This is a genomic window from Streptomyces sp. NPDC022910, from assembly GCF_055561075.1.
In genome coordinates this window covers 24,683-40,723 of sequence record NZ_JBVHHL010000066.1, presented here as the reverse complement: position 1 = coordinate 40,723, position 16,041 = coordinate 24,683, and the positions used below count along the sequence as shown (strand labels likewise).

The window sequence follows — 16,041 nt, the reverse complement described above, 5'->3', positions numbered from 1 at the left end:
TGCCGCCGATGCCGGCATGTACGCCGTGACTCTCGTAGCCTCCGCCTCCGCCCCCCCCCCCCCCCCCCCGGGGCGCCGCCCCCCCCCCCCCCGGGGCCCCCCCCCCCCCCCCCCCCCCCCCCCCGGGGGGGGCGCCCCCCCCCCCCCCCCCCCCCCCCCGGGGGGGCCCCCCCCCGCGACCGCCCCCTCTTCGTGCGTCAGCCGCGCAGGCTGCGGGCCGGCAGGAACACGTGCGCGGCGCCGCTGAGGGTTTCCTCGGCGCCCGCGAACGCGGCCAGCCGTGCCGGGTCCACGGGCCGGCCGGGCACCGCATCGGGCCAGGGGCGGGTGGCGAACACGAAGTAGGCGTAGCCGCGTGTGCGGACCGCGGCGAGCCACTCCGGGGGCACGGTGCACTGGGCGTTCAGGTACGGCATGGTGACCACGGCCTGGCCAGCCTCCGCCAGCAGTGTCACGGGCAGACCCGGGCGCTGGGAGCCGTCGACGACCTCCTCGCCCAGGTTCAGTCCGTTGTTGCGCAGCAGGGCCGCCACGGCGGCCCTGGAGCCCTCGGGGCCGTTCGCGCCGTCGCCGAGGGAGTAGGCGAGAAGGTAGGGCATGTCTCCGTCGGGAGCTTCACCGCTCCAGGCCAGGACGACGAGCGTGCCGAGGTCTGCGGCGCGGAAAGGGCGCGTATCACTGGGGGTTGTGGTCACCGCGGAACCGTATCGACGGGCCGGAGCGTGGCCGGACGCTTTCTCGCCCGACCGGGGGATTCGGTCGACGGCGACCACACGAACGGGGGATCCGCGGTGACGGCACGGCCGGAAGGCGAGGTGGAACTCACCGGCCCTGGAGGGGAAGTCCGCCGAGCAGCCGGGCAGGGCCGCCCTGCTGGTTGAGGGTGGTCGCCGCGCTCTTCACGGTGCTGAGAAGGGAGTCCTTGTTCTCGGTGTCGAGGCCGTCGGACTGGTGCGAGAGGGGACGCACGTCGAGCGTCTTCTGGGCGGTGACGGTCTCCAGGGCGCCGTTGAGGCTGGTGGGCGTGAGGTTGGAGGCATCGCCGGCGAAAGCGGGGGCGGCGATCCCGGTGACGGTCAGGGATCCGGCGACGACAGCGGCGGCCTTGAGGGACTTCATCGGGTTCCTTTCTTCGGCGACTCATGTCACCAGGGGGAATGGGTGTGCCCTGGCTAACGAGCCCCCTGACCCGCGGAAACCCCGCGTGCGGAAGATTCCTGTGGCTCGCAGGAAAGCTGAGGAGAAGCGGCCCGGGACCGGCCCTGTACGCGGCCGAACAGCCGTCGGCCTGCACCCGCGTCCGGCACGACGGCGGTTCGGCGCGTGTGTACCGCCCCGGCTCAGGTCGTCGGGCGCGACGGCAACGCCGTGGGCGGCGCGGTGAGCGTCGGGTGCGGCATCGGCCGCAGACTGGGCATCGGGGCGATACTGGGCATCGGCGGGAGACTGGGCATCGCGGGCAGGCTGGGCAGACCACCACCGACCATGTTGACGAGGACGACCTTGAAGAGCGCGTGCAGCACCTGCTTGGCCATCGGCAGCACCTCTCTGGAGTCACCCGAGGTGGCCGCTGCCATCAGCTTGTCGACCGCCTTCTGCAGAGCGGCGAGCGCTTCGCCCTGCGAGAGGGAGACCGTCGGTATGGGGACGGTCGGCACGGGCGTCGGCGTGCCTGTCTCGGCGAGGGCGTCCTTCGCGGCCTTGCCCAGCCTGGCCGTCTCGTCCGCGGGGAGCTGACCGTTGTCCGCTTTGAGCACGGCGGTGAGCAGATCGGTGACCGGTGCCGCGGCACCGCCGGCGCCGGCCAGCCACTGGGCCTGCGCCAGGAGCGCGTCCGCCCCGGGCACGGGTGCCGCCGCCGCGTGCGTGCGGCCGTGCGATGAGTCGTGGTCGGCGGCCACGGCAGTCGGCACGGCGATGCCGAGCACGAGCGTGGCGCAGACGGCGGAGGAGGCGAGGCGCCGGGCGGGCAGAGCACGCATGGGGTGTTCCCTTCGTTGTGAGCGTTGGGGTCCTTGTGCTCACCGTGAAAGCGGACATCGACTCCTGCAACCGAGCGAACGCGTTGCGTAGCTCCCGCACCGGGCAATCGCGGGCTTCTTCCCTGGTGGGACGCCCTTCGACGCATTGAAACCCGACCCACCCGTTTGGGGTACGCCCGGACGACGCAACGCCAACCGGCCGCCTCCCGGAGGGAGAACGGCCGGTAGAAGGGGTCCGCTCGGGCGTCAGCCGTTGACGCAGGAGTTGCCGAACGCGGGGTTCAGCAGGCCGATCACGTTGACCGTGTTCCCGCACACGTTGACCGGAACGTGAACCGGGACCTGCAGGACGTTGCCCGACAGGACGCCCGGGGAGTTGTCGGCGGCGGCGATGGCGCCGCTGTCGGCGGCGGCGATGCCGGCGGTGCCCGCCACGGCCGCAGCGGCAACGGAAGTCAGGGCCAGGCCCTTCGCGATACGCGACATGGAGAGGTGCTCCTTGGGGATCGTCACAACAGCCGGGGCGGAATGCCCGACGTTGAGTCAACTGCGGGGTGCGCACCCGGGTTGCGCCTCCGATGGGGTGATCTCCGGAATTGCCGGGCTCCACAGCTCCGACACACTTGACTCGTCCGGCAGGCCGCGGTTCCGCCGCCGTGCCGTGCGTCGCCGCCGATCCCACGCCGCACGACACACCGCCCCCGCCCCACGCAGGGCGGGCCGGACCCGCTGCGCCAGGCCCGGCCCGCCGGTCCGCGCGCTCCCCCGCAGCGACTGCCGGAGCGTCCAGCGTGCCCTCAGGCGATCCTGCCGGTCTTGGAAAAATGCGCACTACGGTTCGGGGAGATCAGGAGACTGGTCGCCTCACCGCGGTAGCTGATCACCCGGGCGCAGCCTGGGATGGGGAGACGCGACCACGGTCTCCCAGCTGCCACCCGGCCCGCGCCTGCCCCGCGACACGATCCCACTCGCCATCCGCCCTCCCCCAGCGCACACCGGAAACCACCCATGGTGCACGCCACCGGAAAAGGCCGGAACCCCGCCGGACGACGGTTTCGCCCAGCCCTGAGGCCCTGGAGGACGCGCGGGTGCCCGAGCACCGCTCGCGCCTACGCGCGCCGCCTCACGCCCCGCACGACCTCAGAAACGCCCGGGTCCGCCGCGCGATCGGCAGCGGCTTGTCCGGATCGCACGGGTACATGTCCTGCTCCACGATCGCGAACAGGTCGACGTCGAGCTTCTGCACGGCCGCCAGCACCGGCTCCAGCGCGGGGACTCCGGAGGGCGGTTCGCACATCACGCCACGCGCCACCGCAGGGCCGAACGGGACCTCGTCCGCCCGTACCTGGGCCAGGATCTCCGGGTCGACCTGCTTGAGATGGAGGTAACCGATCCGCTCCCCGTAGGTCTCGATCAGCTTGACGCTGTCACCGCCGCAGTACGCGTAGTGTCCCGTGTCCAGGCACAGCGACACCACCGAGGAGTCCGTGGCGTCGAGGAAGCGCGTGACGTTCTCCTCGCTGTCGATGTGCGTGTCGGCGTGCGGATGGACGACGATCTCCAGCCCGTACCGCTCGCGCACCTCGCGCCCCAGCCGCTCGGTCTGCGTGGTCAGGTGCCGCCACTGCTCGGCGGTCAGGGTGCTCGGCTCCAGCACCTCGCCCGTCTTGTCGTCCCGCCAGAACGCCGGGATGACCACGAGGTGCGAGGCGCCCATGGCCTGGGTCAGCGCGGCGATGTCCGAGACGTGCGCCCACGTGGCCGCCCATACGTCAGGGCCCCGGTGCAGCCCCGTGAAGACCGTGCCCGCCGAGACCTTGAGGCCGCGCCTCCCGGTCTCCTCCGCCAGCACCGTGGGATCGGTGGGCAGATAGCCGTAGGGGCCCAGTTCGATCCACTCGTACCCGGACTGGGCGACCTCGTCGAGGAAGCGCTGCCAGGGCACCTGACGGGGGTCGTCCGGGAACCAGACGCCCCAGGAGTCGGGGGCCGATCCGACCTGGATACGGGAGAGTGGGCCTTGGGGTGACAACGACGTCATGGGCGTCAGCTTCCGGCCACTCCGAAGCCATGTCAAGCTGTCGTCCGAATGTCTGGACAAAACATTGACACGGCTCCCTCAACGCGGCTAGACCTGGGGGCAGCCGATGTGAAGGGAACTCGATGGAGGAGTTCAAGGAGTCCGCGCCGCACGCCGCCGCGGGGTCCGGCGGCCCGAGCGGCCCCGGTGGCCCGTACGAGCTGATCACCATGGGCCGGATCGGCGTGGACCTCTATCCGCTGCAAACGGGCGTGCCGCTGCCGCAGGTGACGTCCTTCGGGAAGTACCTGGGCGGTTCGGCGACGAACGTCGCGGTCGCCGCTGCGCGTCTCGGACGCCGTACTGCGGTCATCACGCGCACGGGCGACGATCCCTTCGGCACCTACCTCCACGAGGCACTGCGCGGTTTCGGCGTGGACGACCGCTGGGTCACGCCGGTCGCGGGGTTGCCCACCCCGGTGACGTTCTGCGAGGTGTTCCCGCCGGACGACTTCCCGCTCTACTTCTACCGGCAGCCCAAGGCTCCCGACCTGGAGATCGACGCGCACGAGCTGGACCTGGACGCGATCCGCGCCGCGCGCATCTTCTGGATGACGGGCACGGGCCTGAGCGAGGAGCCCAGCCGCACCGCCACCCTCGCCGCGCTGGCCCATCGCGGCAAGGCCGGTACGACGGTCTTCGACCTCGACTGGCGGCCCATGTTCTGGCGCGACCCGGAGTCCGCGCGCCCGTTCTACGCCGAGGCCCTGCGCCACACGACCGTCGCCGTCGGCAACATCGACGAGGTGGAGATCGCCACCGGTGAGCGGGACCCGCACGCCGCCGCACGCGCCTTGCTGGACGCAGGCGTCGAACTCGCGGTCGTCAAACAGGGACCCAAGGGCGTCCTCGCGGTCAGCGGCACGGGCGAGTCGGCGGAGGTCCCCCCGCTCCCGGTCAAGGTCCTCAACGGCCTCGGCGCGGGCGACGCCTTCGGCGGGTCCCTCTGCCACGGGCTGCTGGGCGGCTGGGAGCTGGAGCGGATCATGCGGTACGCGAACGCCGCGGGCGCCATCGTCGCCTCCCGTCTGGAGTGCTCGTCCGCGATGCCCACGGCCGCCGAGGTCGAGGGCGCGGTCACGGCGGGAGCGGTGCTGTGAGGACCGGACATGTCGGGGGCGCCCGCCACGAGGGCGAGGCCGGCACCGAATTCCGGAACGGCCGCTCCGGCGACACGCACGCGCGCGTGGACGAGGAGAAGGCCACCACCGCGCGCGTGGAGCACCAGAAGACCGCCACCGCGCGCGTGGACGACGACAAGACCCCCACCGCGCACGCGGAACACGACAGGGCCCCCACCCCGCGCGTTGACATCGCCGAGCTCGTTCGCCTCCGCGCCCACCGGCCCCAGGCGATCGCCGAGGCCGCCGCCCGCCGGTCACGGCGTCCCTTGATCAGCGACACGGGCCGACTGATGATCGTCGCCGCCGACCACCCCGCCCGCGGCGCCCTCGGCGTCGGTGACCGCAGGATGGCCATGGCGAGCCGCGCCGACCTGCTGGAGCGGGTCTGTCTGGCGCTGTCCCGTCCCGGTGTCGACGGCGTGCTCGCCACCGCCGACATCCTCGACGACCTGCTGCTGCTCGGCGCCCTCGACCACAAGGTCGTCATGGGGTCGATGAACCGCGGCGGCCTCCAGGGCGCCTCCTTCGAACTGGACGACCGCTTCACCGGCCACCGCCCGCGGGACATCGAGCGGCTCGGCTTCGACGCGGGCAAGCTGCTGCTCCGCATCGACTACGACGACCCGGGATCGCTCAACACCCTGGAGTCCACCGCCCGCGTCATCGACGAGATGGCCGAGCGCGGGCTGCCGGTCTTCATCGAGCCGTTCATCAGCCGCCGCACCCCCGAGGGCCGGCTCCGCAACGACCTGAGCGCCGAGGCCGTGACCAGGTCCATCGCCATCGCCAGCGGCCTGGGCGGCAGTTCGGCGTACACGTGGCTGAAGGTCCCGGTCACGGACGATCCGGACGACATGGCCCGGGTCATGGAGACCTCCACTCTGCCGGCCGTGCTGCTCGGCGGTGACGTCGGCGAGGACCAGGAGGGCGCCTACGAGAAGTGGCGCGGGGCCCTCCAACTGCCCACCGTCAAGGGCCTGGTGGTCGGCCGTTCGCTGCTGTACCCGGCGGACGGCGACGTCGCCACGGCCGTGGACACCGCCGTAGGACTTCTGTGAGGGCCGCATGAGCAACGAGCTGTACGTCCCCAGGGGCGCCACCACGAACGCGCAGTACGCCCTCGACATCGACCCCAAGCGGGCCGGCTGGAGCCACAGCAGTCTGCGGATCGTGGAGCTCCGGCCCGGCAGCACGCATATGTTCACCACCGGTGACAGCGAGTGGATCGTGCTTCCCCTCGAGGGCGCCTGTACCGTGCACATAGAGGACAAAATGTTCCAACTCCTGGGCAGGGACGACGTGTTCGCGGGGGTTTCCGACTTCGCGTACGTGCCCCGGGACGCCCGGGTCCAGATCGCCTCCGGCGCGGGAGGCCGCTTCGCCCTGGCAGGAGCGAAGTGCGAGCGCCGACTCCCCGCCCGCTACGGCCCCGCGCCGGAGGTCCCCGTCGAAGACCGCGGCAGCGGCAACTGCGCCCGCCAGGTGCGCAACTTCGCCTCTGCCGACGCCTTCGAGTGCGACAAGCTCATCGCCGTCGAGGTGATCACACCCGGCGGAAACTGGTCCTCGTACCCGCCGCACAAGCACGACGAGACGCGGCCGGGCGAGGAGACGGAGCTGGAGGAGATCTACTACTTCGAGATCCAGGGCCCGAACGGTTTCGGATACCAGCGCGTATTCCCCTCCCGTGAGGGCGGATCCGACGTCCTCGCCGAGGTCCGCAGTGGCGATGCCGTCCTCGTCCCCGACGGCTGGCACGGCCCCTCCGTCGCCCAGCCCGGACACACCATGTACTACCTGAACGTCATGGCCGGGCCGGGTGAGGAGCGCCAGTGGCGGATCTGCTTCCACCCGGCCCACATAGAAAGCACAGGGGGATACCGATGACCTCAACGACGAGGCTCACGGTCGCTCAGGCGCTCGTACGCTTCCTGGCCGCCCAGTACACCGAGCGCGACGGCGTGCGCCGCCGCCTGATCGGCGCGACCTGGGGCATCTTCGGCCACGGGAACGTCGCGGGCCTCGGGCAGGCGCTGGTCGAGTACGGCGATGTCATGCCGTTCCACCAGGGCCGCAACGAGCAGTCGATGGTTCACGCGGCGGTCGGCTACGCCCGCCAGTCGGACCGGCTGTCCACGCACGCCGTGACGACGTCGATCGGGCCCGGCGCGACCAACCTGGTCACGGGTGCCGCCCTCGCCACCGTCAACCACCTCCCGGTCCTGCTGCTGCCCGGCGACGTCTTCGCCACCCGGCCGGCGGACCCGGTGCTCCAGCAGCTCGAGGTCCCGCACGCCGGTGACGTGTCCGTCAACGACTGTCTGCGCCCGGTCTCGAAGTACTTCGACCGGATCACCCGCCCCGAGGCACTGATCCCGGCCGCCCTCCAGGCGATGCGCGTGCTCACCGACCCGGTGGACACCGGCGCGGTCACGCTCGCGCTGCCGCAGGACGTGCAGGCGGAAGGCTTCGACTGGCCGGAGGCGTTCTTCGCCGAGCGCACGTGGACGGTGCGCCGTCCGGGCTCCGACCCGGTCGAACTCGCGAAGGCCGTCCACGCGATCCGCTCCGCCCGGCGCCCGCTCGTCGTGGCCGGTGGCGGCGTCCACCACAGCCGGGCAGAGGAGGCTCTCGCCGAGTTCGCCGAGGCCACCCTCATCCCGGTCGCCTCCACCCAGGCCGGCAAGGGCTCGCTGCGCTGGGACCACCCGCAGGACGTGGGTGGCATCGGGCACACCGGCACGGCGACCGCCGACGAACTGGCCCGCACCGCCGACCTGGTGATCGGCGTCGGCACTCGCTACACCGACTTCACGACGGCCTCCGGCACCCTCTTCAGCGGTGACGGTGTCCGTTTCCTCAACCTGAACATCGCCCCGTTCGACGGGCACAAGCTCTCCGGACTGCCGCTGATCGCGGACGCGCGCAGCGGTCTGGGGGAGCTGACCGAGGCGCTGGAGCTGCACGACCACCGCGTCGACGCGGCATACGTCACCGAGTACACCGAGGACAAGCAGCGCTGGGAGCACCGCGTGGACGCGTGCTTCGAGGCCGAAGAACCGGACGTCCGGCCGACGCAGCCGCAGGTCATCGGCGCGCTCGACGCCGTCGTCGACGAGTCGGACATCATCATCAACGCGGCCGGCTCGCTCCCCGGCGACCTCCACAAGCTGTGGCGGTCCCGTTCCCGTGACCAGTACCACCTCGAGTACGGCTACTCGTGCATGGGCTACGAGATCCCGGCGGCCATCGGTGTGAAGATGGCCGCCCCGGACCGGCCGGTGTGGGCGCTCGTCGGCGACGGCACGTATCTGATGATGCCGACGGAGATCGTCACGGCCGTGCAGGAGGGCGTCGCGATCAAGATCCTGCTCGTACAGAACCACGGCTACGCGTCCATCGGCGGCCTGTCGGAGACAGTGGGCGGCGAGCGGTTCGCAACCGCCTACCGCTTCAGGTCCGAGGACGGTACGTACACGGGGGCGCCGCTGCCCGTGGACCTCGCCGCCAACGCGGCCAGCCTCGGCATGCGCGTGCTGCGCGCGAAGACCGTACGCGGCCTGCGCGCCGCCCTCGCCGAGGCACGCGACGCGGACACTCCCACATGTGTCTACGTGGAGACCGAAACCGCAGACACTGTGTCGGGCGCGCCTCCGGCGCAGGCCTGGTGGGATGTACCCGTGGCCGAGACCGCGACACGGCCGTCGGCGGTCAAGGCGCGCGAGGAGTACGACCGGCACGTCTCGACCCGACGCCGCCATCTGTGAAGGAGTTCTTGGGCATGACGAAGATCGTCAACCACTGGATCGGCGGCAAGGCCGTCGAAGGCGCGTCGGGCACGTACGGTCCGGTGACGGACCCGGCGACCGGCGCGGTCACCACGAAGGTCGCCTTCGCGAGTGTGGACGAGGTGGACGCGGCCGTCGCGGCGGCCAAGGACGCCTACCGCACCTGGGGGCAGTCCTCGCTCGCGCAGCGCACGTCCATCCTCTTCAGGTTCCGGGCGCTGCTCGACGCGCACCGCGACGAGATCGCCGAGCTGATCACCGCCGAGCACGGCAAGGTGCACAGCGACGCGCTCGGCGAGGTCGCGCGCGGCCTGGAGATCGTCGACCTGGCCTGCGGCATCAACGTGCAGCTGAAGGGCGAGCTGTCCACGCAGGTCGCGAGCCGCGTGGACGTGGCCTCGATCAGGCAGCCGCTGGGCGTCGTCGCGGGCATCACGCCGTTCAACTTCCCGGCGATGGTCCCGATGTGGATGTTCCCGATCGCCATCGCGTGCGGCAACACGTTCGTGCTGAAGCCGTCCGAGAAGGACCCGTCGGCGGCGATCCGCCTCGCCGAACTGCTGGCGGAGGCCGGCCTGCCGGACGGCGTCTTCAACGTCGTCCACGGCGACAAGGTGGCCGTGGACCGTCTCCTCGAGCACCCGGACGTCAAGGCCGTGTCCTTCGTGGGCTCGACCCCGATCGCCCGCTACATCCACACCACGGCCTCCGCGAACGGCAAGCGCGTGCAGGCCCTGGGCGGCGCGAAGAACCACATGCTGGTCCTGCCGGACGCGGACCTGGACGCGGCGGCCGACGCCGCGGTCTCGGCGGCGTACGGCTCGGCGGGCGAGCGCTGCATGGCGATCTCCGCCGTCGTCGCCGTGGGCTCCATCGGCGACGAGCTGGTGGAGAAGATCCGCGAGCGCGCCGAGAAGATCAAGATCGGTCCGGGCAACGACCCGGCGTCGGAGATGGGCCCGCTGATCACGAAGGCGCACCGCGACAAGGTGGCCTCGTACGTGACGGGCGCGGCGGCGGAAGGCTCCGAGGTCGTCCTGGACGGCACCGGCCACACCGTAGAGGGCTACGAGGACGGTCACTGGATCGGCATCTCGCTCCTCGACAAGGTGCCGACCTCGGCGAAGGCGTACCAGGACGAGATCTTCGGCCCGGTGCTGTGCGTGCTGCGCGTCGACACCTACGAGGAGGGCGTCGACCTCATCAACGGCTCGCCGTTCGGCAACGGCACCGCGATCTTCACCCGGGACGGCGGCGCGGCCCGCCGCTTCCAGCTGGAGATCGAAGCGGGCATGGTCGGTGTGAACGTGCCGATCCCGGTCCCGGTGGGCTACCACTCCTTCGGCGGCTGGAAGGACTCGCTCTTCGGCGACCACCACATCTACGGCAACGACGGCACGCACTTCTACACCCGCGGCAAGGTGGTCACCTCCCGCTGGCCCGACCCGTCGGAGGCTCCGGCGGGCGTGGACCTCGGGTTCCCGCGGAACCACTGAGAGTGCCCCCGAAACCTTGATGAGGCCGTCCGTTATGCGGACGGCCTCATTTTTTTACACAACCTTGCTGCGGTTCCCGTACGGTGAAAAGCCGCCGTGCGGCAGTGCAGTAGACGCGCGAATCAGTTGTGCAACAACATCTCGCCACTGATTCCGTAGGTGGGGACCCATTGACGTGACGGTTTTCGTCGGGGTTCCATCAGCGCCGGGAGCGGACGAAGTGACATACGACGAGAGCCGCCGGAGGCGATAGCGCTCCCTACCGCAACCAGCCGCACCAGTCGATCGGAACCGCCGCATGACCGACACGCTCCGTCCTGTCGACAACGCCGTCATCGAGGCGTCGGACAGTCCTCAGAAACTCAAGCGCTCGATCGGAGTCGTCGGCGGCACCCTGCTCACGCTGTCGTGCGTGACGCCCGCCTCCACACTCTTCGTGGTCGTCCCCGATCTCTTCGGCTCGCTCGGCACAGCGACCGCCCTCACGATCGCCATCGGCTCCCTCCTCTGTATCGCCGTGGCGTTCTGCTACTCGGAGCTGGGCACGCTGATCCCCAGCGCCGGCGGCGAGTACGCCATGGTGTCCACGCTGGCCGGGCGGCTGGCGGGCTGGCTGGTCTTCGTGCTGTCCCTGCTGGTCGTCATGATCGTCCCGCCGGTGATCGCGATGGGCACGGCGGACTACCTGGCGCCGGTCGTGCACCTCGACCCGGCGATGACGGGCGCCGGGGTCATGCTGCTCGCCACCCTCGCCGGTCTGCTCGACCTGCGCGCCAACGCCTGGATCACCGGTATCTTCCTGGTCCTCGAGGTCGTCGCCGCGGGTGTCGTCGCGATCCTGGGCTTCACGCACAGCGAGCGCGGCGTCGGCAGCCTGGTGTCGATGCAGGTGGCCGGCTCCGGCGGCCACGCGGACACCGTGACGGCCATGCTGGTGGTCTCCGGGCTCGCCATCGCCCTCTTCGTCACACAGGGCTTCTCGACCGCCGTCTACCTCTCCGAGGAGCTTGAGGACCCGCGCCGCAACGTCGCCCGCACCGTCCTCACCACTCTCGCGATCTCCTCGGTCGTCATCCTGGTCCCGGTCGTCGCCATCACCATGGGCGCCTCGGACCTGCAGGCCCTGACCGGCGGCGACATCAGCAGCATGGTCACCGCCTGGTCGAACTCGGCCGTCGGCACCTTCGTGAGCCTCTGCGTGGCCCTCGCGATCATCAACGCAGGCATCGTCATGGTCATCCAGAACTCCCGCGTGCTGTTCGCCTCGGCCCGCGACAAGGCGTGGCCCGAGCCGGTCAACAACGCCCTTGCCAAGCTCGGCCGGTTCGGCTCCCCGTGGGTCGCCACCCTCGTGGTGGGCGTCCCCGGCGCGCTGCTGTGCTTCGTCAACCTGGACACGCTGTACGGCGTCACGGGCGTCTCCGTGACCGGCATGTACCTACTGGTGGCCGTGGCCGCCCTGCTCGCCCGGCGCGGCTCCCATGCGAGGACTCCGGCGTGGCGGATGCCTCTGTGGCCCGCGATGCCCGTCCTGCTGATCGTGGTCCTGGCGTACATCCTCAGCCAGCAGGAGGCGAGCTACCTGCTGTGGACGGGCGGCATCACGGCGGTGGCCACCCTGTACTGGCTCCTCTACCTGCGTCCGCGCCGCGACACGCGCTGGCTGGTGTCGATTCCGGAGGACGCGCAGGCCTGAGCCCTCGCGTGTGTCCCGGGCCGCTCTCCGCACGATGTGTCAGGGAGCCGGAGCCTCGCCCGTCTCGAGGCCGGCAAGCGTCGAGGCACCCGAGTACACCAGACGCCTGCCGCGCAGGACGCGCAGCCGGACGGTGCCGGCCGGATGGTGGGTGGAGTGACCGAGACGGTGGGGGGTGAGCGAGGGAAGGGGCAGCCGCAGAGCCGGGCTGCCCGCTCCCTCGCCGGTGAGCTCTGCCCGGTAGCGCGGACTGGTGGCGGTGATCCGCCACAGCCCGGCCTGGTGTCCGCCCCGCACGATCGCCGTGGGAGGGAACAGGTTGAGGCGTCGGCCGCCCCTGCTGATCACCATGCCGCCGACCGGCGCGGTGATCCGGCCCCGCCCGAGCAGGCCGCCGGCGAACGCCACGCCGATGCCGTCGCCGTCGAAGCCGTGCGCCTGTCCCCACCACCACCGGGGAGGAAACCCGCGTCCCCAGGACTTCTCCGCGTACACCTCGCACGTCGAAAGGTCCCAACGGTGGCGGCCCAGGCGCACCGTCCCTTCGACCCGTGCGTCGAAGAGGTGGGGGTGCCAGTAGTGGTTGAGACCCGGCAGCAGCGAGAAGACGCCGGCCGCCGGAAGCACGCTCCGCCGTCGCGGTGAGGGCACGATGGTCGCCTCGAGGCACACGTCCGCGAAACGGACCCGCAGCCTGTCGTGTGCGAAGCGGAGTGCGGGCGGAACACCCACCGCGTGGCAGCGAGTGGCCGTCCAGGCACCGTCATGAGTGGTCGACCGGACGAGGGAGAGCGGGCTCGCCGCTACGGTCACACTTCCCCAGCGACGGCCTCGGTGGTGGTTGACCCCGCACGCGACCAGGAGGACCCGGCGCCGTTCGGTGTCGGTGAACCGCCACAGACAACCCTCCATCAGCGCCTGGTGGGAGCGGAGGGCGTCTCCCCAGGGCGGGGTAGCGCCCGTGGCGCGCCACCACGCGGCGGGCATCCTCAGGTCTCCCGCTGTGTGACGTACTCGGCCATCGCGGCGCACCGCTCCCGGATGTCGCGCGGCAGGCGCACCGGCGCGAGCGCTTGGAGCGCCGCCGTCGTCCGCCGGCGCGCTCCGTCGCGTGCCGCGGCGGTGGGGGCTTCCTCGATCAGGTCCAGGATCTCGGGCAGGTCCTGCGGGCTGGGACGTTCGTTCGTACGTCCCAGCAGTCCCCGCAGTCCCCGCAGCCGCGTGACCGCGGGATCGGTCGTGGTGAGCGCCGAGATGACCGGGATGGCCTTCCGTGCGAGCCGGAGGTCGTTGCCGACGGGCTTGCCGGTGCGTCGTCGGTCACCGAGCAGACCGAGGATGTCGTCGATGCACCGGAAGGCCGTCCCGAGGCGGCGCCCGAACGCCGCGGCTCGGTTCTCCGCGACCGACACCGCGGAGGGCCCGGTCCAGGGACGCGCCTTCCCGTCCCTTCCGGGCGGAGCGGGCGGCGCTTGTGCCGGGCTGCTCACGGCCGGCGTGCTCCGTCCTCCACGGGGTGGGGAGCGCAGGTCGCTGGTGCGGACGAGGGCGGGCGGTGGGCTGCCACCGCCGTGCGGGCCAGCCACCCGGCGAACAGTGCCGAGGTGCCCGCCGCGATGACGTTCCACAGCGCAGGGGCCGGTGTACCGCGCCGGGCGAGGTCGACTAGCAGCGCTGTCATGGTCGCGCAGGTGGTGAGCGGGAGTTGCATGGAAGCCCAGAAGGTGACCCGGTCCGCGCCGCCGCGCTCCGCGAGCGCTCCGCGCCGCAGTCCCAGGAAGGCGTGGATGCCCGCAGGAGCACAGACGACCTGGGCCACCGCCACGATCAGCGGCAGGCGACCGGTGGCGGTCAGCGCCAACACGCCGACATAGAGGACGGCCTGCCCCGCTCCGTACACCTGAACCACCCGCACGGGCCCGAGGACGGTGGCGAGGGTGTGCTTGCCGACGATGCGGTCACCTTCGATGTCGGCGAGGTTCATGATCAGGCAGCGCAGCACCTGGAGGAGGCAGACGACGGCCGTGCACCACAGCAGGAGCGGGGAGAGCGGAGCGGACTGCAGGAGAGCGGCCAGCAGCGGTCCCATGCCGTAGAGCACGGCCGCGCAGGTGACTTCGCCGAACGCGTGGTAGTTCAGCCGTAGCGGAGGAGCCGTGTAGAACCAGGCCAGTGCCGCCAGGGTGACGGCCAGGAGTCTGGCGGACCCGCTGGGCATCGCGGCCATCAGCGCGGTCCCGATGAAGAGCGCGACGAAGGCGGCGGAGAGACTGACACCGGGCTGGAGCAGCCCGTCGACCAGGGTGCGGCTGCCGCCGGTCCAGGACGTGGGGGAAGGATTGGCCCGGTCCGCGTCCAGGTCGAAGTACTCGTTGCAGAAGTGGGTCATCAGGTGGGTCGACCAGGCGAACCCCAGAGTGAGCAGGTACGCGGGGAGCGAGAACCCTCCGGTCGCGTGGACGGCCAGAGTGACCCCGAAGCCGGTCACCATCATGCTCTGGAACAGGAACTTGACCCGGGCCAGTCTGAGGAAGGCGGCCACCGGGCCCACGTCGACCGGTGAGGCGGCCGCCCGGTGCGGACTCATGGGGCCTCTCTGGTCGCCATGATGATGCCGTGCGGGGTCCAGCCGGGCACCGTCACGCGCTCGATGGCGCCGAACCCCGCGTCGCGCAGGCACTGTTCGTGCACCCGCCACGGATAGATCATGCCGCCTTCGGCGGGCAGGGCCGCGAAGTAGACGCTGTCGAGCGCGGCGATGAGCGGTCCGTCGCCCTCGTCGTTGGACATGGAGTTGAAGATGACGACGCGGCCACCGGGCCGGAGGGCGTCGTGCGCCTTACGAAGGAGAGCCGTGTTCTCCTCAGGGGTCCAGATGACCAGTTGGTGGGCGAAGAGCACGCAGTCCATGTCCGTCGGGAACGGGTCGGCGAACATGTCGCACGGCTTGACCGATACGCGGGAAGCCAGACCCGCCTCGGCGATCTTCGCTCTGGTCACCCTGGCGGACGCGGGAATCTCCAGCACGGTGACGTCGAGGCCGGGGTTGTGCCGTGCCAGGGCGATCGCGTTGACGGCATCGCCGCCGCCGCAGTCGAGCAGGCGCCGCGCACCGCTGAGGTCCAGCTTGCGCACGAGATGGTCATGGGCCAGTTCTGACCAGGAGCGCATGTAGCGGTAGAAGACGGATTCGAGGCGTGGGTGGCTGCTGAAGCGGTGGTACAGGTCGGGGTCGTCGCCGGGAATGCGACGCAGGCCCACATTGGTGTTCTGGCGCAGTGAATCGACGAAATCCGCCTGGCCCTCGTAGACGATGTGCTGCTCGAAGGCGACCGTGTCCTTGATCTTGGGCCAGGTGCCGTCCTTGTCGAGCGTCGCGACGAGGTCGGCGACGCGGTAGCGCGAGCCCTCCTTGACCGTCAGGCCCAGGGCGGTACATCCCAGCAGCAGAATGGCTCCGGCCCGCTCTTCCAGCTCCAGGCGGTCACGGATCTCCGCCTCCGTCAGGGGGCCCTGCGCGAGGAGCAGTTCGATCAGACCCAGCTCGCAGGCGGCGTTGAGGTACTGGAAGGCCGCATGCCCGAACAGGATGAACGACAGGCGGTCCATGGTCAGCCCGTGAGCCGACCGTCCCGGGGCGGCCTGTGCCCCGGAGGGCTGCGCCGTGGTGGATGACGTCATGAGGAGCCTTCCGGCGGCGTAGGAGCAGTGGCGCGCATGTGTGGTGGCCGTGCTCATGCGGCGCTGTGGTGACCACGACGCATGCTCGCATGCGGGAACAGCGGGGCGAAGAAGGCCGGGGAACGCGGTGGTCCCTGCGGGTGAATGGGCCACTCACACGGTGTATGGGCTGGCGTTTCGGGACATCGGGCGTG

Annotated in this window: 15 protein-coding genes; 6 read left to right on the top strand and 9 right to left on the bottom strand. The window is 71.0% G+C overall.

Annotation, left to right across the window (positions count from 1 at the left end; all coding sequences use genetic code 11):
• Positions 1 to 197 precede the first annotated feature (197 nt).
• The 5 genes from ACZ3TS_RS36625 to ACZ3TS_RS36605 all read right to left on the bottom strand — a co-directional run bounded on the left by ACZ3TS_RS36625 (position 198) and on the right by ACZ3TS_RS36605 (position 4,023).
• Positions 198 to 695: a DUF5949 family protein gene (locus ACZ3TS_RS36625; RefSeq protein ID WP_467626225.1), complete on the bottom strand. Its 498-nt coding sequence runs from the start codon at positions 693 to 695 to the stop codon at positions 198 to 200.
• Positions 696 to 822: 127 nt separating this feature from the next.
• Positions 823 to 1,119: a hypothetical protein gene (locus ACZ3TS_RS36620; RefSeq protein WP_467626224.1), complete on the bottom strand. Its 297-nt coding sequence runs from the start codon at positions 1,117 to 1,119 to the stop codon at positions 823 to 825.
• Between the two features lie 221 nt (positions 1,120 to 1,340).
• On the bottom strand, positions 1,341 to 1,982 hold the full coding sequence (locus ACZ3TS_RS36615) for a hypothetical protein (protein ID WP_467626223.1): 642 nt from the start codon (positions 1,980 to 1,982) through the stop codon (positions 1,341 to 1,343).
• Positions 1,983 to 2,228: 246 nt separating this feature from the next.
• Complete coding sequence (gene chpG / locus ACZ3TS_RS36610) at positions 2,229 to 2,468, bottom strand: chaplin ChpG (RefSeq protein WP_467626221.1); 240 nt, start codon at positions 2,466 to 2,468, stop codon at positions 2,229 to 2,231.
• Positions 2,469 to 3,105: 637 nt separating this feature from the next.
• Positions 3,106 to 4,023: a sugar phosphate isomerase/epimerase family protein gene (locus ACZ3TS_RS36605; RefSeq protein WP_467626220.1), complete on the bottom strand. Its 918-nt coding sequence runs from the start codon at positions 4,021 to 4,023 to the stop codon at positions 3,106 to 3,108.
• Positions 4,024 to 4,145: 122 nt separating this feature from the next.
• Here ACZ3TS_RS36605 and iolC point away from each other — a divergent pair, with 122 nt between their 5' ends.
• The 6 genes from iolC to ACZ3TS_RS36575 all read left to right on the top strand — a co-directional run bounded on the left by iolC (position 4,146) and on the right by ACZ3TS_RS36575 (position 12,166).
• Positions 4,146 to 5,162: a 5-dehydro-2-deoxygluconokinase gene (gene iolC / locus ACZ3TS_RS36600; protein WP_467626219.1), complete on the top strand. Its 1,017-nt coding sequence runs from the start codon at positions 4,146 to 4,148 to the stop codon at positions 5,160 to 5,162.
• Between the two features lie 212 nt (positions 5,163 to 5,374).
• Complete coding sequence (locus ACZ3TS_RS36595; RefSeq protein ID WP_467626228.1) at positions 5,375 to 6,244, top strand: Cgl0159 family (beta/alpha)8-fold protein; 870 nt, start codon at positions 5,375 to 5,377, stop codon at positions 6,242 to 6,244.
• A gap of 7 nt (positions 6,245 to 6,251) precedes the next feature.
• Positions 6,252 to 7,073 (top strand): 5-deoxy-glucuronate isomerase, encoded by an 822-nt coding sequence (gene iolB, locus ACZ3TS_RS36590; RefSeq protein WP_467626218.1) that lies wholly within the window; start codon positions 6,252 to 6,254, stop codon positions 7,071 to 7,073.
• Complete coding sequence (gene iolD / locus ACZ3TS_RS36585) at positions 7,070 to 8,953, top strand: 3D-(3,5/4)-trihydroxycyclohexane-1,2-dione acylhydrolase (decyclizing) (protein ID WP_467626216.1); 1,884 nt, start codon at positions 7,070 to 7,072, stop codon at positions 8,951 to 8,953. Before iolB ends, iolD begins: the two co-directional genes overlap by 4 nt.
• Before the next feature lie 14 nt (positions 8,954 to 8,967).
• On the top strand, positions 8,968 to 10,470 hold the full coding sequence (gene mmsA / locus ACZ3TS_RS36580; protein ID WP_467626215.1) for a CoA-acylating methylmalonate-semialdehyde dehydrogenase: 1,503 nt from the start codon (positions 8,968 to 8,970) through the stop codon (positions 10,468 to 10,470).
• Between the two features lie 298 nt (positions 10,471 to 10,768).
• Positions 10,769 to 12,166, top strand: a complete 1,398-nt coding sequence (locus tag ACZ3TS_RS36575) for an APC family permease (RefSeq protein ID WP_467626213.1) — start codon at positions 10,769 to 10,771, stop codon at positions 12,164 to 12,166.
• Between the two features lie 39 nt (positions 12,167 to 12,205).
• Here ACZ3TS_RS36575 and ACZ3TS_RS36570 read toward each other — a convergent pair whose 3' ends face one another.
• From ACZ3TS_RS36570 to ACZ3TS_RS36555, 4 genes are read right to left on the bottom strand one after another with little or no spacing between them, the layout of a single operon-like run.
• Entirely contained in the window at positions 12,206 to 13,153 is a 948-nt protein-coding gene (locus ACZ3TS_RS36570) for a tocopherol cyclase family protein (RefSeq protein WP_467626212.1), read from the bottom strand.
• A 2-nt stretch (positions 13,154 to 13,155) separates the two neighbouring features.
• A complete protein-coding gene (locus ACZ3TS_RS36565) occupies positions 13,156 to 13,656 on the bottom strand; it encodes a polyprenyl synthetase family protein (protein ID WP_467626210.1) in 501 nt (166 codons plus the stop codon).
• Positions 13,653 to 14,753 (bottom strand): prenyltransferase, encoded by a 1,101-nt coding sequence (locus ACZ3TS_RS36560; RefSeq protein ID WP_467626209.1) that lies wholly within the window; start codon positions 14,751 to 14,753, stop codon positions 13,653 to 13,655. The genes ACZ3TS_RS36565 and ACZ3TS_RS36560 overlap by 4 nt, the downstream gene beginning before the upstream one ends.
• Entirely contained in the window at positions 14,750 to 15,847 is a 1,098-nt protein-coding gene (locus tag ACZ3TS_RS36555; protein WP_467626207.1) for a methyltransferase, read from the bottom strand. The genes ACZ3TS_RS36560 and ACZ3TS_RS36555 overlap by 4 nt, the downstream gene beginning before the upstream one ends.
• Positions 15,848 to 16,041 lie beyond the last annotated feature (194 nt).

Bases quoted from the DNA above. Each gene is read 5' to 3' on its own strand.
- ACZ3TS_RS36620 (WP_467626224.1), bottom strand. From the start codon at position 1,119: ATGAAGTCCCTCAAGGCCGCCGCTGTCGTCGCCGGATCCCTGACCGTC.
- ACZ3TS_RS36615 (WP_467626223.1), bottom strand. From the start codon at position 1,982: ATGCGTGCTCTGCCCGCCCGGCGCCTCGCCTCCTCCGCCGTCTGCGCC.
- chpG (WP_467626221.1), bottom strand. From the start codon at position 2,468: ATGTCGCGTATCGCGAAGGGCCTGGCCCTGACTTCCGTTGCCGCTGCG.
- ACZ3TS_RS36605 (WP_467626220.1), bottom strand. From the start codon at position 4,023: ATGACGTCGTTGTCACCCCAAGGCCCACTCTCCCGTATCCAGGTCGGA.
- iolC (WP_467626219.1), top strand. From the start codon at position 4,146: ATGGAGGAGTTCAAGGAGTCCGCGCCGCACGCCGCCGCGGGGTCCGGC.
- iolB (WP_467626218.1), top strand. From the start codon at position 6,252: ATGAGCAACGAGCTGTACGTCCCCAGGGGCGCCACCACGAACGCGCAG.
- iolD (WP_467626216.1), top strand. From the start codon at position 7,070: ATGACCTCAACGACGAGGCTCACGGTCGCTCAGGCGCTCGTACGCTTC.
- mmsA (WP_467626215.1), top strand. From the start codon at position 8,968: ATGACGAAGATCGTCAACCACTGGATCGGCGGCAAGGCCGTCGAAGGC.
- ACZ3TS_RS36575 (WP_467626213.1), top strand. From the start codon at position 10,769: ATGACCGACACGCTCCGTCCTGTCGACAACGCCGTCATCGAGGCGTCG.
- ACZ3TS_RS36570 (WP_467626212.1), bottom strand. From the start codon at position 13,153: ATGCCCGCCGCGTGGTGGCGCGCCACGGGCGCTACCCCGCCCTGGGGA.
- ACZ3TS_RS36560 (WP_467626209.1), bottom strand. From the start codon at position 14,753: ATGAGTCCGCACCGGGCGGCCGCCTCACCGGTCGACGTGGGCCCGGTG.
- ACZ3TS_RS36555 (WP_467626207.1), bottom strand. From the start codon at position 15,847: ATGACGTCATCCACCACGGCGCAGCCCTCCGGGGCACAGGCCGCCCCG.